The 17,690-nt window shown below is 72.1% G+C and carries 20 protein-coding genes; 14 read left to right on the top strand and 6 right to left on the bottom strand.

The features are described from left to right. Positions 1 to 4: 4 nt before the first annotated feature. Together BLT97_RS09405 and BLT97_RS09410 are read left to right on the top strand one after the other, a co-directional pair. A complete protein-coding gene (locus BLT97_RS09405) occupies positions 5 to 838 on the top strand; it encodes an ATP-grasp domain-containing protein (protein WP_093608304.1) in 834 nt (277 codons plus the stop codon). Positions 839 to 920: 82 nt separating this feature from the next. Beyond that, positions 921 to 1,646, top strand: coding sequence for a hypothetical protein (locus BLT97_RS09410; RefSeq protein WP_245769222.1), 726 nt, complete (start codon positions 921 to 923; stop codon positions 1,644 to 1,646). Here the strand turns inward: BLT97_RS09410 and BLT97_RS09415 are convergent. The 3 genes from BLT97_RS09415 to BLT97_RS09425 all read right to left on the bottom strand — a co-directional run bounded on the left by BLT97_RS09415 (position 1,614) and on the right by BLT97_RS09425 (position 3,607). Further along, positions 1,614 to 2,846, bottom strand: coding sequence for an RNA polymerase sigma factor (locus BLT97_RS09415; protein WP_093608306.1), 1,233 nt, complete (start codon positions 2,844 to 2,846; stop codon positions 1,614 to 1,616). The two genes, BLT97_RS09410 and BLT97_RS09415, sit on opposite strands and share 33 nt — an antisense overlap. A 13-nt stretch (positions 2,847 to 2,859) precedes the next feature. After that, positions 2,860 to 3,273: a YciI family protein gene (locus tag BLT97_RS09420; protein ID WP_093608307.1), complete on the bottom strand. Its 414-nt coding sequence runs from the start codon at positions 3,271 to 3,273 to the stop codon at positions 2,860 to 2,862. A gap of 118 nt (positions 3,274 to 3,391) precedes the next feature. Next, on the bottom strand, positions 3,392 to 3,607 hold the full coding sequence (locus BLT97_RS09425) for a hypothetical protein (RefSeq protein WP_093608308.1): 216 nt from the start codon (positions 3,605 to 3,607) through the stop codon (positions 3,392 to 3,394). Between the two features lie 174 nt (positions 3,608 to 3,781). Here BLT97_RS09425 and BLT97_RS09430 point away from each other — a divergent pair, with 174 nt between their 5' ends. The 6 genes from BLT97_RS09430 (at position 3,782) to BLT97_RS09455 (ending at position 7,874) form a co-directional block, all read left to right on the top strand. Beyond that, positions 3,782 to 4,189, top strand: a complete 408-nt coding sequence (locus BLT97_RS09430) for a YciI family protein (protein WP_093608309.1) — start codon at positions 3,782 to 3,784, stop codon at positions 4,187 to 4,189. 10 nt (positions 4,190 to 4,199) lie between these two features. Continuing rightward, entirely contained in the window at positions 4,200 to 5,387 is a 1,188-nt protein-coding gene (locus BLT97_RS09435; RefSeq protein WP_093608310.1) for an RNA polymerase sigma factor, read from the top strand. Positions 5,388 to 5,467: 80 nt separating this feature from the next. Next, positions 5,468 to 5,695, top strand: a complete 228-nt coding sequence (locus BLT97_RS09440; protein WP_093608311.1) for a hypothetical protein — start codon at positions 5,468 to 5,470, stop codon at positions 5,693 to 5,695. 96 nt (positions 5,696 to 5,791) lie between these two features. Continuing rightward, a complete protein-coding gene (locus BLT97_RS09445) occupies positions 5,792 to 6,025 on the top strand; it encodes a hypothetical protein (RefSeq protein ID WP_093608312.1) in 234 nt (77 codons plus the stop codon). Between the two features lie 204 nt (positions 6,026 to 6,229). Further along, positions 6,230 to 6,820: a peptidoglycan recognition protein family protein gene (locus BLT97_RS09450; protein ID WP_093608374.1), complete on the top strand. Its 591-nt coding sequence runs from the start codon at positions 6,230 to 6,232 to the stop codon at positions 6,818 to 6,820. Positions 6,821 to 6,947: 127 nt separating this feature from the next. Next, positions 6,948 to 7,874, top strand: a complete 927-nt coding sequence (locus BLT97_RS09455; RefSeq protein WP_093608313.1) for a 1-aminocyclopropane-1-carboxylate deaminase/D-cysteine desulfhydrase — start codon at positions 6,948 to 6,950, stop codon at positions 7,872 to 7,874. 383 nt (positions 7,875 to 8,257) lie between these two features. Here the strand turns inward: BLT97_RS09455 and BLT97_RS09460 are convergent, their stop codons facing one another. Then, a complete protein-coding gene (locus tag BLT97_RS09460) occupies positions 8,258 to 9,850 on the bottom strand; it encodes a Na+/H+ antiporter (RefSeq protein ID WP_093608314.1) in 1,593 nt (530 codons plus the stop codon). Between the two features lie 92 nt (positions 9,851 to 9,942). Between BLT97_RS09460 and BLT97_RS09465 the strand changes: the two genes are divergently transcribed. From BLT97_RS09465 to BLT97_RS09490, 6 genes are all read left to right on the top strand, one after another. Further along, positions 9,943 to 10,203 carry a UBP-type zinc finger domain-containing protein gene (locus BLT97_RS09465; protein WP_093608315.1) on the top strand — a complete coding sequence of 87 codons (261 nt, stop codon included), beginning with the start codon at positions 9,943 to 9,945 and terminating at the stop codon, positions 10,201 to 10,203. 359 nt (positions 10,204 to 10,562) lie between these two features. Beyond that, a complete protein-coding gene (locus tag BLT97_RS09470) occupies positions 10,563 to 10,976 on the top strand; it encodes an ATP-binding protein (RefSeq protein WP_093608316.1) in 414 nt (137 codons plus the stop codon). Next, positions 10,973 to 12,043 carry an RNA polymerase sigma factor SigF gene (locus BLT97_RS09475; protein ID WP_093608317.1) on the top strand — a complete coding sequence of 357 codons (1,071 nt, stop codon included), beginning with the start codon at positions 10,973 to 10,975 and terminating at the stop codon, positions 12,041 to 12,043. Before BLT97_RS09470 ends, BLT97_RS09475 begins: the two co-directional genes overlap by 4 nt. A gap of 71 nt (positions 12,044 to 12,114) precedes the next feature. Further along, entirely contained in the window at positions 12,115 to 12,552 is a 438-nt protein-coding gene (locus BLT97_RS09480) for a hypothetical protein (protein WP_093608318.1), read from the top strand. A 214-nt stretch (positions 12,553 to 12,766) separates the two neighbouring features. Beyond that, a complete protein-coding gene (locus BLT97_RS09485) occupies positions 12,767 to 13,735 on the top strand; it encodes a diacylglycerol/lipid kinase family protein (protein WP_093608319.1) in 969 nt (322 codons plus the stop codon). A 316-nt stretch (positions 13,736 to 14,051) separates the two neighbouring features. Further along, entirely contained in the window at positions 14,052 to 14,309 is a 258-nt protein-coding gene (locus tag BLT97_RS09490) for a WhiB family transcriptional regulator (RefSeq protein WP_040248489.1), read from the top strand. Positions 14,310 to 14,529: 220 nt separating this feature from the next. Here BLT97_RS09490 and BLT97_RS09495 read toward each other — a convergent pair whose 3' ends face one another. Both BLT97_RS09495 and BLT97_RS09500 read right to left on the bottom strand, forming a co-directional pair. Then, complete coding sequence (locus tag BLT97_RS09495) at positions 14,530 to 15,996, bottom strand: sensor histidine kinase (RefSeq protein WP_093608320.1); 1,467 nt, start codon at positions 15,994 to 15,996, stop codon at positions 14,530 to 14,532. Between the two features lie 440 nt (positions 15,997 to 16,436). Continuing rightward, positions 16,437 to 17,495: an SIS domain-containing protein gene (locus tag BLT97_RS09500; RefSeq protein WP_093608321.1), complete on the bottom strand. Its 1,059-nt coding sequence runs from the start codon at positions 17,493 to 17,495 to the stop codon at positions 16,437 to 16,439. Between the last annotated feature and the right edge of the window lie 195 nt (positions 17,496 to 17,690).

Consider the following 17,690-nt stretch of genomic DNA (forward strand, 5'->3'; position numbering starts at 1 on the left):
CCGCATGCCCGAATCCAAGCCCCGCGTCCTCTACGTCACCGACCTCGCCTACCCGGCGAAGGGGCGGCGCTACTGCGACGAGGACATAGCCCTGACCGCCCGCCTGCGCGAGCACTTCGCCCTCGCGCTGTGCCACCCGCGCGACGCCGCCGCCCTGTTGGAGGGGTTCGACGCGGCCGTCGTGCGCAACAGCGGGCCGGTGCTCGGCTACCAGGAGGAGTACGAGGCGTTCCGGCACGCGAGCCGCATCAGCGGCGTCCCGGTCTACAACACCCCGGACGGCCGGGGCGACATGGCCGGCAAGGGCTACCTGCTCACACTCTTCGACGAGGGCCTGCCCGTGATCCCCACGGTGGACCGCGCCGAGGACCTCCGGCGGCTCCCGGAGGCCGAGGCGTACATCGTCAAGCCGAAGCTGGGCGCGGACTCGCTCGGGCTGCGCACGGTCGCGCCGGGCGAGCTCGCGGACCTCCCGTACGAGGAAGGGATCCTGGTCCAGCCGAAGATCCCGTTCCGCTACGAGGTCTCCTTCTACTTCGTCGACGACGCCTTCCAGTACGCGCTGTACGCGCCCGACCCGGAGCGGCGCTGGGAGCTCGTCCCCTACGAACCCACCGCCGCCGACCTGGAGTTCGCGCGCCGCTTCGTCGCGTGGAACGGCCTGGCGTTCGGCATCCAGCGCGTGGACGCCTGCCGGGCGCCCGACGGAGCGCTGCTCCTGGTCGAGCTGGAGGACCTGAATCCGTATCTCTCCCTCGACCGGGTCGACGAGGAGACCCGCGAGCGGTTCGCGACGGCGATGGCCGCTTCGGTGCGGGGGATGCTGGCCGCCGGGTGAGGACGGAAGTCGGCCCCGGGCCGCTGCGGCCGCCCGCTCGAACCCGCCCGTAGCCGGAGACTCCTCCCTACACTCCTGCACCATGCCGATACCCGAGCCGCCTCCCCAGCCGCCGTCGGACCCACCGCCGGGTCCGCCGACGGGCCCCGCTCCGGACGCCGTAGCCGTACGGACCACGCATCGCGCGAGCCGTACCGTGCCGATTGCGCTCGGGGTGATCGCGGTGGGGCTGCTCGGGGTCGCGGGTGCGGTGAGCGTGATCGTCGGCGAGCAGCGCAGGCCGCCGCCCGCCGCCGGCTATGTGGGCGTGGTCCTGATGCTCGGCCTCGTCGCGCTCGGCGTGCTCGCGCTGGTCGCGACGTACAAGGCGCGCCGCGCCCGTGCGCTGTTCGACGCCCGCGGCTTCTGGTGGGACAACGGCAGGGCTCGCGCGCTGGTCCCGTGGGAGGCGCTGTCCGGGGTGGCCGTGCACTGGAGCCGGCTCGGGCGCGGCACCACGCTCTGGTCCCTGGAGCTGTATCCGCACGGTCCAGTGGACCGCGACGATCCGGCGCTGTGGCCGCTCGTGCGCGACACGGACCCGCCGGAGCCCGGGCTGCCGCGGGTGCACTACCAACTGCCGTTCCGTGCGGGCGCGCGCGAGCCGATCATGGCGGCCGTGCGGCAGCACGCGCCCGCGCTCTGGCTCGGCGAGGTGCGCCGCCCGCCGGGGCACATCGGACGGGCGAACCGGCGAGGACGCCGGGCCGGAGCCCCGCGGACAGGGCGCCCGGAGTCAGGGCAGCAGCCGGGCGGCCCGGGCGCGTAGGTAGCGCCGCTCGGGCTCGCTCAGCGTCCCCTCGGCCGCCGCGCCGTACGCGGCCCGCGCGCCCGCCGTATCGCCGCACTTCTCCAGGAGGTGGGCGCGTACCGCATGGAGGCGGTAGTGCGCGCCCAACACCGCGTCCAGCGCGGCCAGTTCGGCGAGCCCCGCCTCGGGCCCGCGCACCATGGCCACCGCGACCACCCGTCCCAACTGGGCCATCGGCTCGGGCGCTTGGCACACGAGGAGGTCGTAGAGGGCGAGGATCTGCGGCCAGTCCGTGTCCTCGGGCCGCGGCGCCTCGTCGTGCAACGCGGCGATGGCGGCCTGGAGTTGGTACGGCCCGGCGGGCCCTTGCCCGAGCGCCTCCTCGACCAGTTCGAGCCCTTCCCCTATCGCGGCACGGTCCCAGAGCGAGCGGTCCTGCTCGTCCAGCGGGATCAGCTCGCCGTCCGGTCCGGTGCGGGCCGGGGTGCGGGCGTCGGTGAGCAGCATCAGGGCGAGCAGCCCGGTGACGGCGCCCTCGACGGGCAGCAGTCTGCGCACCGCGCGGGTGAGCCGGATGGCCTCGCGGGCGAGGTCGGCGCGGTGGAGCGCGGCGCCCGAAGTCGCCGTATAGCCCTCGTTGAAGATGAGGTAGAGGATCTGCAGCACGGCCGCGAGCCGCCGGTCGTGGTCCTCGGGACCGGGCCTGCGGAAGGGCACCCCTCGTATCGCCTTCTTCGCCCGGCTGATGCGCTGGGCCATGGTCGCCTCGGGCAGCAGATGCGCCCGCGCGATCTCCGCCGTGGTCAGACCGCCGACCGCGCGCAGCGTGAGCGCGATCTGCGCGGCGGGCGTCAACTGCGGGTGGCAGCACAGGAAGAGCAGCGTGAGGGTGTCGTCCTCGGACGGCGCGCGCGACTCGCCTGGCGCGGGCGCGGTCCAGGAGTCGGCGGGCGCGAGCCGCGCGGCCTCCTCCTCGCGGCGGGCCCGCGCCTGCTCGCTGCGCAGCCGGTCGGTGAGCCGGCGGGCCGCGACCCGGATCAGCCAGCCGCGCGGATTGTTCGGCACGCCCTCGTGCGGCCACTGCCCGGCGGCGGCGAGCAGGGCCTCCTGTACGGCGTCCTCGGCGAGGTCGAAGTGTCCGTACCGCCGCACGAGCGCGCCGAGGACCTGCGGCGCGTGCGCGCGCAGCAGGTCCTCCACGGCGTACTCCTGTGCCACGCCCCGCTCGTTCTCAGACGTCCCCGCCGCCGGAGCCGATCGGGCGGATGATCACCGGGTGCTGGGGCGCGCCCTCGGGCTGCGGGCATTCGGTGATCCGCTCGGCGATCTCGGTGACGCGCTCGAGCGACTCGCAGTCGAGCACCCAGTAGCCGGCGAGCAGCTCCTTGGTCTCGCTGAACGGGCCGTCGGTGACCACCACCCGGCCGTCGGCGCCACGGGAGACCGCACGCTGGTGCGCGGGCGAGGTCAGTCCCTGCGCGTCGACCAGCTCACCGGACTCGGCGAGATCGTTGTTGAGGTCGCCCATGAAGGCGTACATCGCCTCCAGGTCCTTCTCGCTCCACGCCGGGCCCTCTTCATTCGCCTGCCCGCTCAGGGCGTCGTAGCCGGCCTTCGAACCCTGGATCATCACGAGGTACTTCATGGTCCACTCCTTGTCCGGGCCGCCACCGTCCGTGGCGGCTTGCACAGGAGACGTCGGAGCGGGCGGCCTCTTCTCGACAGCCGCCCGCGTTCTTTTCTCTTTTTCTCCAGGATTCTCTCTACGGCTGCTCCTCCACGCAGGCCGAGCAGCGCGGGTTGTGGCAGGGTCCCGCCGAGTAGCTGGGCACGAAGGCGCCGAGCACCTTGCGGGGCTTGACCACGGTGTCCACCGGCTGCTTGCAGAGCGGGCAGATGTCACCGTCCCTGTGTGCTCCGATCCGGCCCGTCTCGCCGAGCGCGCGAGCGGCCGCGGTGCGCTCATCTCGTCTGGCCATGTCTCCAAGGTATTCCCGGGTGAGGGGCGTGGCCAGGCCTGGAACGGGGCGCTCGGAGCCCCTGGTGGAGGGACGCCCGAAGTTCTCGGCGGAGGGATGTCGAGAACCCGCGCGCGGCTCCGTCCCAGGGGCGCACACGGCCACAATGGGCCGTACCGCACCGAGGAGACCACCATGGCCAAGTACCTGCTCCTGAAGCACTACCGAGGCGCCCCCGCCGCGGTCAACGACGTACCGATGGACCAGTGGGCGCCCGAGGAGGTGACCGCGCACATCCAGTACATGCGCGCCTTCGCCGACCGCCTCGTGGAGACCGGCGAGTTCGTCGACGAGCAGGCGCTCTCGCCGCAGGGCACGTTCGTGCGCTACGACGGCGAGGGGCGGCCCCCGGTCACGGACGGCCCGTTCGCCGAGACCAAGGACCTGATCGCCGGCTGGATGATCATCGATGTCGAGTCGTACGAGCGCGCGGTCGAGCTGGCCGGCGAACTCTCCGCGGCGCCCGGCGCGGGCGGCAAGCCGATCCACGAGTGGCTCGAACTGCGCCCGCTGTACGGCGAGCAGTGCACGGTCACCGAGTGACGGCCGTCCTGTGAACGAGGCGCTGCTCAGAGAGCTGGTGCCCGCCGTCATCGGCGTGCTCGTCCGCCGCGGGGCCGGTTTCGCGGCGGCCGAGGACGCCGTGCAGGACGCGCTGGTGGAGGCCGTACGGGGCTGGCCGGACGCTCCGCCGCGCGACCCCAAGGGATGGCTGGTCACGGTGGCCTGGCGCAAGTTCCTCGACGCCGCCCGCGCCGACAGCTCGCGGCGGCGGCGCGAGGAGCTGGTCGAGGCGGAGCCGTCGCCCGGTCCGGGCGGGGCGGTGGACGACACGCTGCAGCTCTACTTCCTGTGCGCCCACACGTCCCTGACGCCCGCCTCGGCCGTCGCGCTCACGCTGCGCGCGGTCGGCGGGCTCACGACCCGGCAGATCGCGCAGGCGTACCTGGTGCCCGAGGCGACGATGGCCCAGCGGATCAGCCGGGCGAAGAGGACCGTGTCCGGGGTCCGGTTCGAGCAGCAGGGCGACGTGGCCACGGTGCTGCGCGTGCTCTACCTGGTGTTCAACGAGGGCTACTCCGGCGACGTCGACCTCGCCGCCGAGGCGATCCGGCTCACCCGGCAGCTCGCGCGGATGACCCGGCACGCCGAGACGGCACGGCACGAGGAGGCGGAGACGGTCCGGCACGAGGAGGTCGCGGGCCTGCTCGCGCTCATGCTCCTGCACCACGCACGCCGCCCGGCGCGCACCGGGCCCGACGGCCGGCTCGTACCGCTCGCCGAGCAGGACCGCGGCCTTTGGGACACGCGAATGATCGCCGAGGGCATCGGGATCCTCCAGGCCGCTCTCGCGCGCGACCGCCTGGGCGAGTTCCAGGCGCAGGCAGCGATCGCCGCGCTGCACGCCGACGCGCGGTGCGCCGAGGAGACGGACTGGGTGCAGATCGTCGAGTGGTACGACGAGCTGGTGCGCCTGACCGCCAGCCCGGTGGCCCGCCTCAACCGGGCCGTCGCGGTGGGCGAGGCGGACGGCGCGCAGGCCGGCCTCGCCGCCCTCACCGACCTCGACCCGTCCCTGCCCCGCTACGCCGCCGTATCGGCCCATCTGCACGAACGCGCCGGCGACCTGCACTCCGCGGCCCGCCTCTACGCGGAGGCCGCGGCCAAGGCCCCCCACCTCCCGGAGCGCGACCACCTGACGCGGCAGGCCGCCCGGATCAACGCGTTGCTGCGGGGGTGACCGGTCGCTCCCGCCCCACCCGCCACTCCAGGAGCGCGTCGACTCGCACAAATATTCGAACACGTGGTGGAATCGGAGATGTGACAGGACACCTCTTCCCCGATGACCTTCTGCAGGCCCAGATCGACTGGTACGCCACCTGCCGGCAGCTGGCGACCGCGTCCGGCCGGGACTACACGCTGCTGCGCCGCCGTCTCCTGACGCTGTCCCGCCGGATCGCCGCCCACCCCTTCTGGACCACGCCGGGCGGCGCCTCGCCCGCCGCGCGCATGGCCCTGAAGCAGGCGGCGTGGGAGACGGCGACCTGAGGAGCGCCGCCGCGCGGGCGGGCCGGACGCGGGAACCTCAAGATCCGCCCGTACGTTCACCGGGCAGCAACCGCACCACTAGACGGAGGAGACACCATGGCAGGGTTCCTGGACCGGGCCAAGGAGCAGGCTCAGCGCGGGCTCACGCAGGGCAAGCAGAAGCTCGACGAGGTGCAGGGCCAGCGCGCGGGCGCGGACCTCCTGAAGAAGCTCGGCGCGGCGTACTACGCGGAGCGGCACGGTACCGGGAGCCCGCAGGCCACACAGGAGGCCTTGCAGGCGGTGGAGGCGCACGCCGCGGCGAACGGGGACGCGTTCCTGCGCGGCTGACGCCCCGGACCGGGGCACCCCTCCCCCTCGGCCCGACGGACACGCCCCTGCGATGCGCTGACCGATTCGGCTCGCTGACCGATTCGGCTCGCTCGCGGGTCGAACAAGTCGCCCTCGCAAGGGAGTTCCGGTACAAGCGTGCGCTATGAGGCGACGCGCAACCGGGCGCTGCTGCCGTACGCATACGAGTACGAGGAGGGCGGCATGGCCCCACCCATGTCCGCGAGCCGTCTGCTGAGCGCCCTGCGGGCCGAAGGGCTGACGGTCGTCGAGGTCGGCAACTGGCGGCACCACAACCGCAACCACAAGGGCCCGTGGGGCCCGGTGCACGGCGTGATGATCCACCACACCGTCACCAAGGGCAGCGAGCGCACCGTCCGGATCTGCCGCGACGGATACGCCTCACTGCCCGGCCCGCTGTGCCACGGCGTGATCACCAAGGACGGCCGGGTGCACCTGGTCGGCCACGGCCGCGCCAACCACGCGGGGGCGGGCGACGACGACGTGCTGCGCGCGGTGATCGCCGAGAAGGGCCTGCCGCCGGACAACGAGGCGAACACCGACGGCAACCGGCACTTCTACGGCTTCGAGTGCGAGAATCTCGGCGACGGCGAAGACCCTTGGCCCGCCGTCCAGTTGGAGGCCATCGAGCGTGCGGCCGCGGCGATCTGCCGGCACCACGGCTGGACGGCACGGTCGGTGATCGGCCACCTCGAATGGCAGCCGGGCAAGATCGATCCGCGCGGTTTCACGATGCGCGCCATGCGGGCGCGGATCGCGGAACGGCTGAAGTGACACCGGGAGACCTCCGTTCCCCGGCCGGCTCGCGACGTCCGAGTCCACACGCCGCGAGCCGGCCGGCCTCCCTCCCTGCCGCAGGTCTGGTCGCGCGGGACCCGCGGCCCACCAGGACAATGAACAGGTGACCGCCCCCGACCTCTCGGCCCTGCGACCGCAGCTCCCCTCCCCGCTGCACCCGCTGGACGACGAGCGCTGCACGCGCCGCGGCGTCACCCTGCTGCTCAAGCGGGACGACCTGATCCACCCGGCGCTCCCGGGCAACAAGTGGCGCAAGCTCGCCCTCAACCTCCGCGCCGCGCACGGCCGCCCGCTGGTCACCTTCGGCGGCGCCTACTCCAACCATCTGCGCGCGGTCGCCGCCGCCGGCCGCCTCCTCGGCTTTCCCACGACCGGGATCGTCCGCGGACACGAACTGGCCGGCCGGCCCCTCAACCCCTCCCTGGCGCAGTGCGCGGCCGACGGCATGCGCCTGGTCTTCATCGACAGATCGACGTACCGGCAGAAACACCAGCCGGCGACGCTCGCCCGTATCCTCGCCGAGGCCGGCGCCGCGGACGCCTACGCGGTCCCCGAGGGCGGCTCCAACTCGCTTGCCGTCCAAGGCTGTACGGATCTCGGCCGCGAGCTGCACGGGCAGGCCGAGGTCGTGGCGGTGGCCTGCGGCACCGGCGGCACCCTGGCGGGTCTGGCCGCCGGTCTCGCCCCCGGCCAGGAGGCTCTCGGCATCCCGGTGGTCGGCGGCGGCTTCCTCGCCGCGGAGATACGGCGCCTCCAGACGGAGGCCTTCGGCGCGCCCACCCCCAACTGGCGTCTGGACGACCGCTTCCACGCCGGCGGCTACGCCCGTACCACCCCTGAACTGGACGCTTTCGCCGAGGACTTCGAGGACCGCCACGGCCTGCCCGTGGAACGCCTCTATGTCGCCAAACTCCTGCACGCCCTGCTCACCCTCACCGAGCAGGGCACCTTCCCACCCGGCACCCGCCTGGCCGCGGTGATCACGGGCCGCCCCGGCCCCGAATCCGACGACGACACCCCGTCACGCTGACCCCACTCGGCACCCCATCACGGCAAGCCCACTCGGTGCCCCGTCACGACGAGCCCACTCGGCGACCGCTCCCGCATCCCGCACCCGGCCGCCACCCCTCCCCGCTGCGAGCCGGCTGCCCGACGACCACTCCCCGCCGTACGCCCGGACGCGACCGGCCCCTCGCCAGCTGACGGCGCCGCAAACCCGGCCACCAACCGCTCCCCGCCCTGAGCCCGGCGGCCGCACTTTCCCCCACCGCAAGCCGGTCCGAACGACAGCCCCCCGCCGCAACCCCGGCCGACCGCCCTTCCCCACCCCCAACCGCTCCCCACCCTGCCCCCGGTGGTCCGCCTCCCCCGCCGCAATCGCACGACAGCGGCCACCCCACACCGCAGCCCCCGCTACTCCTCCCGGTAAGCCGCCGCCTCCTCCAGGTCGAGGCGGCGCAGCAGAGTCCGCAGCATCTCGTCGTCGATCCGACGCTGGTCCCGCAGCCGGACGAAGACCTCGCGCTCGGCGTCGATCATCTCGCGGGCGAGCCGGCGGTAGGTGTCGTCGGCGGTCTCGCCCGTGACGTCGTTGACCGCGCCGAGCCGCTCCCACACGGCGTTGCGGCGCCGTTCCAGCACCGTGCGCAGGCGGTCGGCGAGCGCGTCCGGCAGTGCGTTGCGCTCGTCGGCGAGCAGCACGTCGAGCCGTTCCTGCGCGGCCCGCGAGGCCTCGCTCTGCGCCTGCGCCTCCATCAGCGTCTCGGCGTGCACATCACGCCCCGGCACCTTCAGGACCTTGATCAGGGCGGGCAGACTGAGCCCCTCCACGACCAGCGTCCCGATCACCGTCGTGAAGGTCAGGAAGAGCACCAGATTGCGCGCGGGGAAGTCGGAGCCGTCGTCGAGGACGTGCGGCACCGAGAACGCGATGGCCAGCGACACCACCCCGCGCATCCCCGCCCAGCCCACGATGAGCGGCCCCTGCCACCCGGCGTCCGGCTCCCGCTCGCGGATCCGCGCGGACATCCACCGCGGCAGATACGTGGCCGGGTACACCCAGACGAACCGGGCCACGACCACCACCAGGAACACGGCCAGCGCGTACCAGGCGGCGGTGATCCCCTCGTACTCCCCCAACTCCTTCAGGACCACCGGCAGTTGCAGCCCGATCAGCGCGAACACGGCGGACTCGAGGATGAACGCGACCATCTTCCACACGGCCGCCTCCTGGAGCCTCGTCGCGAAGTCGACCTGCCACGAGCGGTGCCCGAGGTAGAGCGCGACGACGACCACGGCGAGCACGCCCGACGCGTGCACCTCCTCGGCGGCCGCGTAGGCGACGAACGGGATGAGCAGCGAGAGCGTGTTCTGCAGCAGCGCCTCCTTGAGGTGCGTGCGCAGCCAGTGCAGCGGCACCATCAGGATCAGGCCGACCCCCACACCGCCGAGCGCCGCGAGCGCGAACTCCCCGATGCCGCCCGCCCAGCTGGCCCCCTCGCCCACCGCTGCCGCGAGCGCCACCTTGTACGCGGTGATCGCGGTCGCGTCGTTCACCAGGGACTCGCCCTGGAGGATCGTGGTGATCCGCGAGGGCAGCCCCACACGCCGCGCGATCGCCGTCGCCGCCACGGCGTCCGGCGGCGCGATCACCGCACCGAGGACGAGCGCGGCGGTGAGCGGCAGATCCGGCACGATCAGGTACACGGCGTAGCCGACGACCAGCGTCGCGAACAGCACGTACCCGACCGAAAGCAGCATCACGGGACGCCAGTTGGCCCGCAGGTCGAGATACGAGCTCTCGACGCCCGCGGTGTAGAGCAGCGGCGGAAGGATCAGCGGCAGGACGATGTGCGGATCGAGCTCGTACGCGGGGACGCCGGGCAGATACGACACGGCGAGGCCCACGGCCACCAGGAGCAGGGGCGCGGGCACGGGCGTGCGGCGCGCGAGTCCGGCGACCGCGGCGCTGCCCGCGACCAGAGTGAGGAGTGGCAAGACATCCATCGTGTTCCCGGCGCCCGTCTGTGGTGGTTCCCGACCCTGCATCCCGCGCAGCTCATCCGTCACGGCCGTGACCTGCGTCGTACGCTGCAATCATGAACGAGTGCACGCACGTTGACCTGCTGCCCCACCCGGAGCCGGCGCCGCTGACCGCCACCTGCCCCGAGTGCGAGGCCGTGGGCAGCCATCCGGTGCAGCTGCGGCTCTGTCTGACCTGCGGGCACGTGGGGTGCTGCGACTCCTCGCCGTTCCAGCACGGCACCCAGCACTTCAAGGACACCGGGCATCCGGTCATGCGCACCTTCGAGCCCGGCGAGAGCTGGCGCTGGTGCTTCGTGGACGGCGCGATCGTCTGATTCCCGCCGCCTTGCGCGGGTGCGCGCCGGCGGGGTTCGACCCCGTGAGGCGTGGGTACGTCAACCCGGCGCACTCCGTTGGCAATTGGGCCCGCAGACCCCTAGCCACTGTCCGTACGCATAGTCTTACTATGAGTGACACCCGAGGGGCCGCAAGCGCATGGGCCCCCGGGACAGGGAGCCTCGGAGCGCGATAGCGTCACCGCTGGACCACGCGGCGCGTTACCCGTACGACGCTGCGGGGAGGACCGCCGCCCGTCGGCGGGCCGAAGAGCCCGAAGGCGCAGGCCGGCCGGTAGCACAAGGACCGGACGGCGACCGCCCTCGGCCCGACATGTTCGACCACCTTGGAGGTGAGGGTGTCCCAGATCGCAGGCGAGCCCGCGGCCCAGGACTTCGTCGAAGTCCGGCTTCCGGCTGCCGGTGCCTACCTGTCCGTGCTGCGCACCGCCACAGCAGGACTCGCGGCACGTTTGGACTTCACTCTCGACGAGATCGAGGACTTGCGGATCGCGGTCGACGAGGCCTGCGCGATCCTGCTCCAGCAGGCCGTGCCCGGCTCGGTCCTCAGCTGCGTCTTCCGCCTGGTCGACGACTCCCTCGAGGTCACTGTCTCGGCCCCCACGACCGACGGGCGCGCCCCCGCGAGGGACACCTTCGCGTGGACGGTGCTCTCCGCGCTCGCGGGCAAGGTCGAGTCCACGGTGGACGACGACAAGAATGTCTCGATCAGCCTGTACAAACAGCGCGGCGCGGGACCCGGGCCGGCGTGAGGGACGGGGACGGGCCGGTGCGAGGCGATGAGCGTGGCGCATGGGGTCTGCCGGCCGACGGCGGCGAGTCCGGCGCGACCGCCGGCAAGGTGGCCGGTCCTGCCGGTGTCCGGGACGCCGGCTCGGGGATTCCCGAGCAGCAGGCCCGGCCGCATCCGGACACGGAGGACGCTCCGGGTGCGGAGCAGCAGGTGGTACGGAGCGACAGGGGCGAGCGCGGTGCGCTCTTCGGCCAGGCCGGGCGCGGCCTTGGGTCACCTCCCGGCGGCAGCCGGGGTAGGGCGGGACACATGACTGAGCAGCAGCACGATCCGCAGGACCGCAGTGGCGCGAAGGCGATGTTCGTCGAGCTGCGCAAACTGCCGGACGGCAGCCCGGAGTACGCCGAGCTGCGCAACCGTCTGGTCCGGATGCACCTGCCGCTGGTCGAGCACCTGGCCCGCCGCTTCCGCAACCGCGGCGAGCCGCTCGACGACCTGACGCAGGTCGCCACGATCGGCCTGATCAAGTCGGTGGACCGCTTCGACCCGGAGCGCGGCGTCGAGTTCTCCACGTACGCGACCCCGACGGTCGTCGGCGAGATCAAGCGCCACTTCCGCGACAAGGGCTGGGCCGTCCGCGTCCCGCGCCGCCTGCAGGAGCTGCGCCTGTCCCTCACGACCGCGACGGCCGAGCTCTCGCAGCAGCACGGCCGCTCCCCCACGGTCCACGAGCTGGCCGAGCGGCTCGGCATCTCCGAGGAAGAGGTCCTCGAGGGCCTGGAGTCGGCCAACGCGTACTCCACGCTCTCGCTGGACGTCCCCGACACCGACGACGAGTCCCCGGCGGTCGCGGACACCCTGGGCGCCGAGGACGAGGCCCTGGAGGGCGTCGAGTACCGCGAGTCCCTGAAGCCCCTCCTCGAGGATCTGCCGCCCCGCGAGAAGCGCATCCTGCTCCTGCGCTTCTTCGGCAACATGACGCAGTCGCAGATCGCGCAGGAGGTCGGCATCTCGCAGATGCACGTCTCGCGGCTGCTGGCCCGCACGCTCGCCCAGCTGCGGGAGCGCCTGCTCGTCGAGGAGTAGGACGACCGGCCCCTGACGGGAGCGGGGTGGGGGCGGACCGTACGCCCGATCCGCCCCGCTACCCTGCAAGGGTGAGCAGTGACCAGACCACCGGCGGCCCCGAAACGCCCGTATCCCGCCCTCCGCGCCTGACCGCAGCCGCGGCCCTCGCCGCGCTCGAAGGCCTCGCGCTGGTCGTGGCCGGCGTATGGATGCTGATCGAGGGCCTGAGCGGCAATGTCGACAACACGACACAGGCCGAGACCGGCGGCATCACCCTCATCGTCCTGGCCGCGATCCCGCTGCTCGCCGCCCGCGGCCTGCTGAAGCTCCGCAGCTGGAGCCGCGGCCCCGCGATCATCACGCAGATCCTCGCCCTGCCCGTCGCCTGGCAGCTCCTCCAGGCCGACAGCATCGCCATCCCGGCGGGCATCGCCCTGGGCGCGGTCGCGGTCGCCTCCCTGGTCCTCCTGGTCAACCCGACCACGACCCAGGCCCTGGGCATCGGCCCGAAGCAGCCCACGCCCTAGCCCTCCATGGGGGCACCTTCCAGCCGTGGGGCAACTGTCCAGCCCGTCCGGCGTTTGAGGACGAGCGCGTTCAGCGCGACAGGGGGCAAGGGGCGAAGCCCCAAGAGGGGCCCGGGGGCGGAACCGGCGTACAGCACCGCACCCGACCCGGACGAACAGGGCACCCGTACCCCTCGGTATGGGCCAGATCAATTCCGCTAGGTACCCTTCCCGCATGCGTGCACTCCTCGTGGTCAATCCGGCGGCAACCACCACCAGTGCCCGCACACGCGACGTACTGATCCACGCCCTCGCGAGCGAGATGAAGCTGGAGGCCGTCACCACCGAGTACCGCGGCCATGCCCGCGACCTCGGCCGGCAGGCCGCCGAGTCCAAGGACATCGAGCTGGTGGTCGCCCTCGGCGGCGACGGCACCGTCAACGAGGTCGTCAACGGACTGCTGCACAACGGACCCCGCCCGGAGTCCCTGCCGGGCCTCGCCGTCGTCCCGGGCGGCTCGACCAACGTCTTCGCCCGCGCCCTCGGCCTGCCGAACGACCCGGTCGAGGCGACCGGCGCCCTGCTCGACGCCCTGCGTACGGGGAGTGAGCGCACCGTGGGCCTCGGCCTCGCCTCCGGTACGGAGGGCACCGAGGACGAAGGGGTGCCGGCGCGCTGGTTCACGTTCTGTGCCGGCCTCGGATTCGACGCGAGCGTCATCGGAAGAGTCGAACAGCAGCGGGAGCGCGGCAAGCGCTCGACCCACGCGCTCTACATGCGCCAGATGGTCCGCCAGTTCCTCAACGAACCCAACCGCCGGCAGGGCACCCTCACGCTCACGCGCCCCGGCGAGGACCCGGTCACCGACCTCGTCCTGTCCATAATCTGCAACACCTCCCCCTGGACCTACCTGGGCAATCGCCCGGTCTACGCGTCCCCGCAGGCCTCCTTCGACACCGGCCTCGACGTGCTCGGTCTGAGCAAGCTGTCGACCCCCGCGATGGCTCGCTACGCCACGCAGCTGCTCACCTCGACCCCCGAGCGCGGCCCCCACGGCAAGCACGCGGCGCTGCTCCACGATCTGACGGACTTCACCTTGCAATCAAAGGCCCCGCTCCCCTTCCAGATGGACGGTGACCACTTGGGGCTCCGTACGAGCGTTACCTTCACAGGCGTACGTCGTGCACTGCGTGTGATTGTGTGAGTGGAAGGGCCTAAAGTCCTTTCACTCGAACGTTTAGACGCGGGTCCACCCCCTGGAAGTACGGCTGTGAGCTAGCCGACACCGAGGAATCAAAAAAAACTTTCCGGAAGGGGTTGTATCCGCCGTCGAGGTTTGCGAATCTCTTCTTGGCGCTCGACGCGGCTCGCAACACCAGCCCCACAGAGAGCCGGAACCCCTCCTCACTCACAGGACCTACACCAGGAATCTGGTAGCGGCCCTTCACTTGCGGGGGGATTCGTGAAAGCGTTCACATTCACAAGCAACCTGCCAGCAATACCTAGGAGATGGAGCAGCCATGGACTGGCGTCACAACGCCGTTTGCCGCGAGGAAGACCCCGAGCTGTTCTTCCCCATCGGCAACACCGGTCCTGCGCTGCTGCAGATCGAGGAAGCCAAGGCCGTCTGCCGTCGCTGCCCCGTCGTGGAGCAGTGCCTGCAGTGGGCGCTCGAGTCCGGCCAGGACTCCGGCGTCTGGGGTGGCCTCAGCGAGGACGAGCGTCGCGCGATGAAGCGCCGCGCCGCCCGCAACCGAGCCCGTCAGGCCTCCGCCTGACACTCCGCCCCGAACGGACCTGAGCCCGGCGGCGCGTACAGCGAGTACGCATCTCCCGCCCCCGAGCCGCAGCGCGCAGTACCCTCAACGCGCAGAGCCGTTTGAAGCTTTGAGCCCCGAACCGTTCCGGTTCGGGGCTTTCTGCTGTCTGCGGTTGCTTGCGGGTTGCGGGTTCCTTTTGTACGAGGCCCAAGTGGGCCCCGTACAAAAGAAGTTGCCGCTACCTCTGCGGCCGTACAGGAATGTCCAGCAGCACCTGGGTGCCACGTTCCGGCGCCGGCTTCATGTCGAAGGTGCCGCCCAACTCCCCCTCGACCAGGGTGCGGACGATCTGCAGGCCGAGGTTGCCGGCGCGCTGCGGGTCGAAGTCCTCGGGGAGGCCGACGCCGTCGTCCTGGACGGTGATCAGGAGGCGGGCGTCCTTGCTCGTGCCGCCGCGGACCGCGGAGACCTCGACGGTGCCGTGGTCGCCCTCGCGGAAGCCGTGCTCCAGCGCGTTCTGCAGGACTTCGGTGAGGACCATGGAGAGCGGCGTGGCCACCTCCGCGTCCAGGATCCCGAAGCGGCCCGTGCGCCGGCCCGTGACCTTGCCCGGGGAGATCTCGGCGACCATCGCGAGCACGCGGTCGGCGATCTCGTCGAACTCGACCCGCTCGTCCAGGTTCTGCGACAGCGTCTCGTGCACGATGGCGATCGAGCCCACGCGCCGCACCGCCTCCTCCAGCGCCTCGCGGCCGCGCTGCGAATCGATTCGGCGGGCCTGGAGGCGCAGGAGCGCGGCCACGGTCTGGAGGTTGTTCTTCACCCGGTGGTGGATCTCCCGGATGGTGGCGTCCTTGGTGATCAACTCCCGCTCGCGGCGGCGCAGTTCGGTGACATCGCGCAGCAGCACGAGGGAACCGATGCGCGTCCCCTTCGGCTTGAGCGGAATCGCACGGAGCTGGATCACACAGTCGTTGCCCTCGACCTCGGTCTCGCGCGGGGCCCAGCCGCTGGCCAGCTTGACCAGGGCCTCGTCCACGGGGCCGCGGCTCGGGGCGAGTTCGGCCGTGGCCTTGCCCAGGTGGTGGCCGACGAGGTCGGCGGCGAGGCCGAGGCGGTGGTACGCGGAGAGGGCGTTGGGGGACGCGTACTGGACGATGCCGTCCGCGTCGAGCCTGATCAGACCGTCGCCGACGCGCGGGGACGCGTCCATGTCGACCTGCTGGCCGGGGAACGGGAAGGAGCCCGCCGCGATCATCTGCGCGAGGTCGGACGCGCTCTGGAGGTAGGTCAGCTCCAGTCGGCTCGGGGTGCGCACGGTCAGCAGATTGGTATTGCGCGCGATGACGCCGAGGACGCGTCCCTCCCTGCGTACGGGAATGGACTCGACGCGAACCGGAACCTCCTCGCGCCATTCCGGATCGCCCTCGCGCACGATCCGGCCCTCGTCGAGCGCGGCGTCCAGCATGGGGCGGCGGCCGCGCGGCACGAGGTGGCCGACCATGTCGTCCTGGTACGAGGTGGGGCCGGTGTTCGGCCGCATCTGGGCCACCGACACATAGCGCGTGCCGTCGAGCGTGGGCACCCACAGGACGAGGTCGGCGAAGGAGAGGTCGGAGAGCAGCTGCCACTCCGAGACCAGCAGGTGCAGCCACTCGAGGTCGGTGTCCCCGAGGGCGGTGTGCTGGCGTACGAGATCGTTCATGGAGGGCACGTGTGCGAGCGTACAACCCCCGAAAACACCCGCGGGCCGCGGCGCCTGGGAGGGACCCTCAACCCTCCCGGCACCGCAGCCCGGAGTTGCATCGGCCACCGGGTGTGCGGACCCACGGACCGAGTGGGGGCGCGTGCGCAGTCAGGGCAGAGAGCGCTGCGCCCCACTCCGCTCTTCTGTGCGGGAAGAGCGGAAGCTGTGTCGTGTTCTTCGCCGGAGTCCGGCCCCGCGGAGGCTTCCGTGGAGTCGGGCTCCTTCCCGTGCATTGTGGACTAGACCATTATCCGATGTCCATGCGTCGGGAGATGTTTGTTCTCGTCACTTTCTCCAACGTCCCGCGACGGGAAAAAGTTCACCTGCCGCCCCCGATCATGCGGGGCGCGGTGCGGTGGGCGGAAGAGGCGGGAGCGGCGGAGTGCGCGGGCAGGGTCTCAGTGGGTCTCGGTGACCTTGGCGAGAGCTCTCGGGGCGTCCGGGTCCTGGCCGCGGGCGATCGTGACCTCGTAGGCGAGGAGCTGGAGCGGAATGATCTCCAGGATGGGCTGGAGCTCCTCGGGGACGTCCGCGGTGGGGAGTTCGAAGCCGGCCGAGGCGGCGGCGACCTGTTCGCGGGGGCCGATCACGACGAGGTCGGCGCCGCGGCCGCGCAGTCGGTCGAGTACCGGCTGGAGCGCCTCGCCGCCCTTGCCGTCGGTCACGACCGCGATGACCGGGGAGATGTTGTCCACCATGGCGAGCGGACCGTGCAGCAGGTCCGCCCCGGAGTACGAGAGGGCGGGGATGTAACTGGTCTCCATCAGCTTGAGCGCGGCCTCCTTGGCCGTGGGGTAGCCGTAGCCGCGCGAGGTGATGACCATGCGCTCCGCGAAGCGGTAGCGGGAGGCCAGCTGCTTCACCTCCGCGCCGCGGGCGAGGAGTTCGGCGGCCAGGCCGGGCAGCGGTGCGGCCTCGGCTCCGTCGCCACCGCGCAGGCCCTCGGCGAAGAGGTAGAGGGAGAGGAGCGAGGCCGTGTAGGTCTTCGTCGCCGGGAGGGCCTTCTCGGGGCCGGCCAGGATGTCGATGTGATGCTCGGAGACCGCGGCCAGCGGGGAGTCGGGGTTGTTGGTCACGGCGAGGGTGATCGCGCCGGCCTCCCGTGCGGCTTTGGTGGAGTCGACGAGGTCGGGTGAACCGCCGGACTGGCTGACCGTGATCACCAGGACGTCGCGCAGGTCGGGGCGGGCGCCGTAGGCCGTCGTGGTCGACATCGAGGCGAGTCCGCAGGGCAGACCGAGCCGGATCTCGAGGAGGTACTTGGCGTACAGGGCGGCGTTGTCGGAGGTGCCGCGGGCCGTCAGGAGGACGAAGCGGGGGCGGCGGGCGGCGATCTCCTGGGCCACCGCTCGGATCCGCGGGGATCCCTGCTCCAGGATCCGCCGCAGTACGGCGGGCTGCTCCGCCATCTCGGCTGCCATGATCCGGCCGGCCTGCTCGCTGCTCTGGGGCGACATGGTGGGTACCTTCCCGGGTTGACCTGCCCTCAGTCTGCGCCCAGTCTGCGCTCCGTGCCGGGGGTGCGCCGCTTCGTGGGGGCTGGGTGGGGTGGCGGGTGGGGGGGGGGGGCGACGGGTGGGCGGGGGCGACGGACGGGCGGGCCGGGGGCGGCGGATGCGGCTGGGTGGTGGCTGGGTGCGGCCTGGTGGCTG

It is taken from the genome of Streptomyces indicus (assembly GCF_900100315.1).
Lineage (GTDB): Bacteria > Actinomycetota > Actinomycetes > Streptomycetales > Streptomycetaceae > Streptomyces > Streptomyces indicus.

Bases quoted from the DNA above. Each gene is read 5' to 3' on its own strand.
- BLT97_RS09405 (WP_093608304.1), top strand. From the start codon at position 5: ATGCCCGAATCCAAGCCCCGCGTCCTCTACGTCACCGACCTCGCCTAC.
- BLT97_RS09410 (WP_245769222.1), top strand. From the start codon at position 921: ATGCCGATACCCGAGCCGCCTCCCCAGCCGCCGTCGGACCCACCGCCG.
- BLT97_RS09420 (WP_093608307.1), bottom strand. From the start codon at position 3,273: ATGAAGTACCTCGTGATGATCCAGGGTTCGAAGGCCGGCTACGACGCC.
- BLT97_RS09425 (WP_093608308.1), bottom strand. From the start codon at position 3,607: ATGGCCAGACGAGATGAGCGCACCGCGGCCGCTCGCGCGCTCGGCGAG.
- BLT97_RS09430 (WP_093608309.1), top strand. From the start codon at position 3,782: ATGGCCAAGTACCTGCTCCTGAAGCACTACCGAGGCGCCCCCGCCGCG.
- BLT97_RS09445 (WP_093608312.1), top strand. From the start codon at position 5,792: ATGGCAGGGTTCCTGGACCGGGCCAAGGAGCAGGCTCAGCGCGGGCTC.
- BLT97_RS09450 (WP_093608374.1), top strand. From the start codon at position 6,230: ATGGCCCCACCCATGTCCGCGAGCCGTCTGCTGAGCGCCCTGCGGGCC.
- BLT97_RS09460 (WP_093608314.1), bottom strand. From the start codon at position 9,850: ATGGATGTCTTGCCACTCCTCACTCTGGTCGCGGGCAGCGCCGCGGTC.
- BLT97_RS09465 (WP_093608315.1), top strand. From the start codon at position 9,943: ATGAACGAGTGCACGCACGTTGACCTGCTGCCCCACCCGGAGCCGGCG.
- BLT97_RS09485 (WP_093608319.1), top strand. From the start codon at position 12,767: ATGCGTGCACTCCTCGTGGTCAATCCGGCGGCAACCACCACCAGTGCC.
- BLT97_RS09490 (WP_040248489.1), top strand. From the start codon at position 14,052: ATGGACTGGCGTCACAACGCCGTTTGCCGCGAGGAAGACCCCGAGCTG.
- BLT97_RS09495 (WP_093608320.1), bottom strand. From the start codon at position 15,996: ATGAACGATCTCGTACGCCAGCACACCGCCCTCGGGGACACCGACCTC.
- BLT97_RS09500 (WP_093608321.1), bottom strand. From the start codon at position 17,495: ATGTCGCCCCAGAGCAGCGAGCAGGCCGGCCGGATCATGGCAGCCGAG.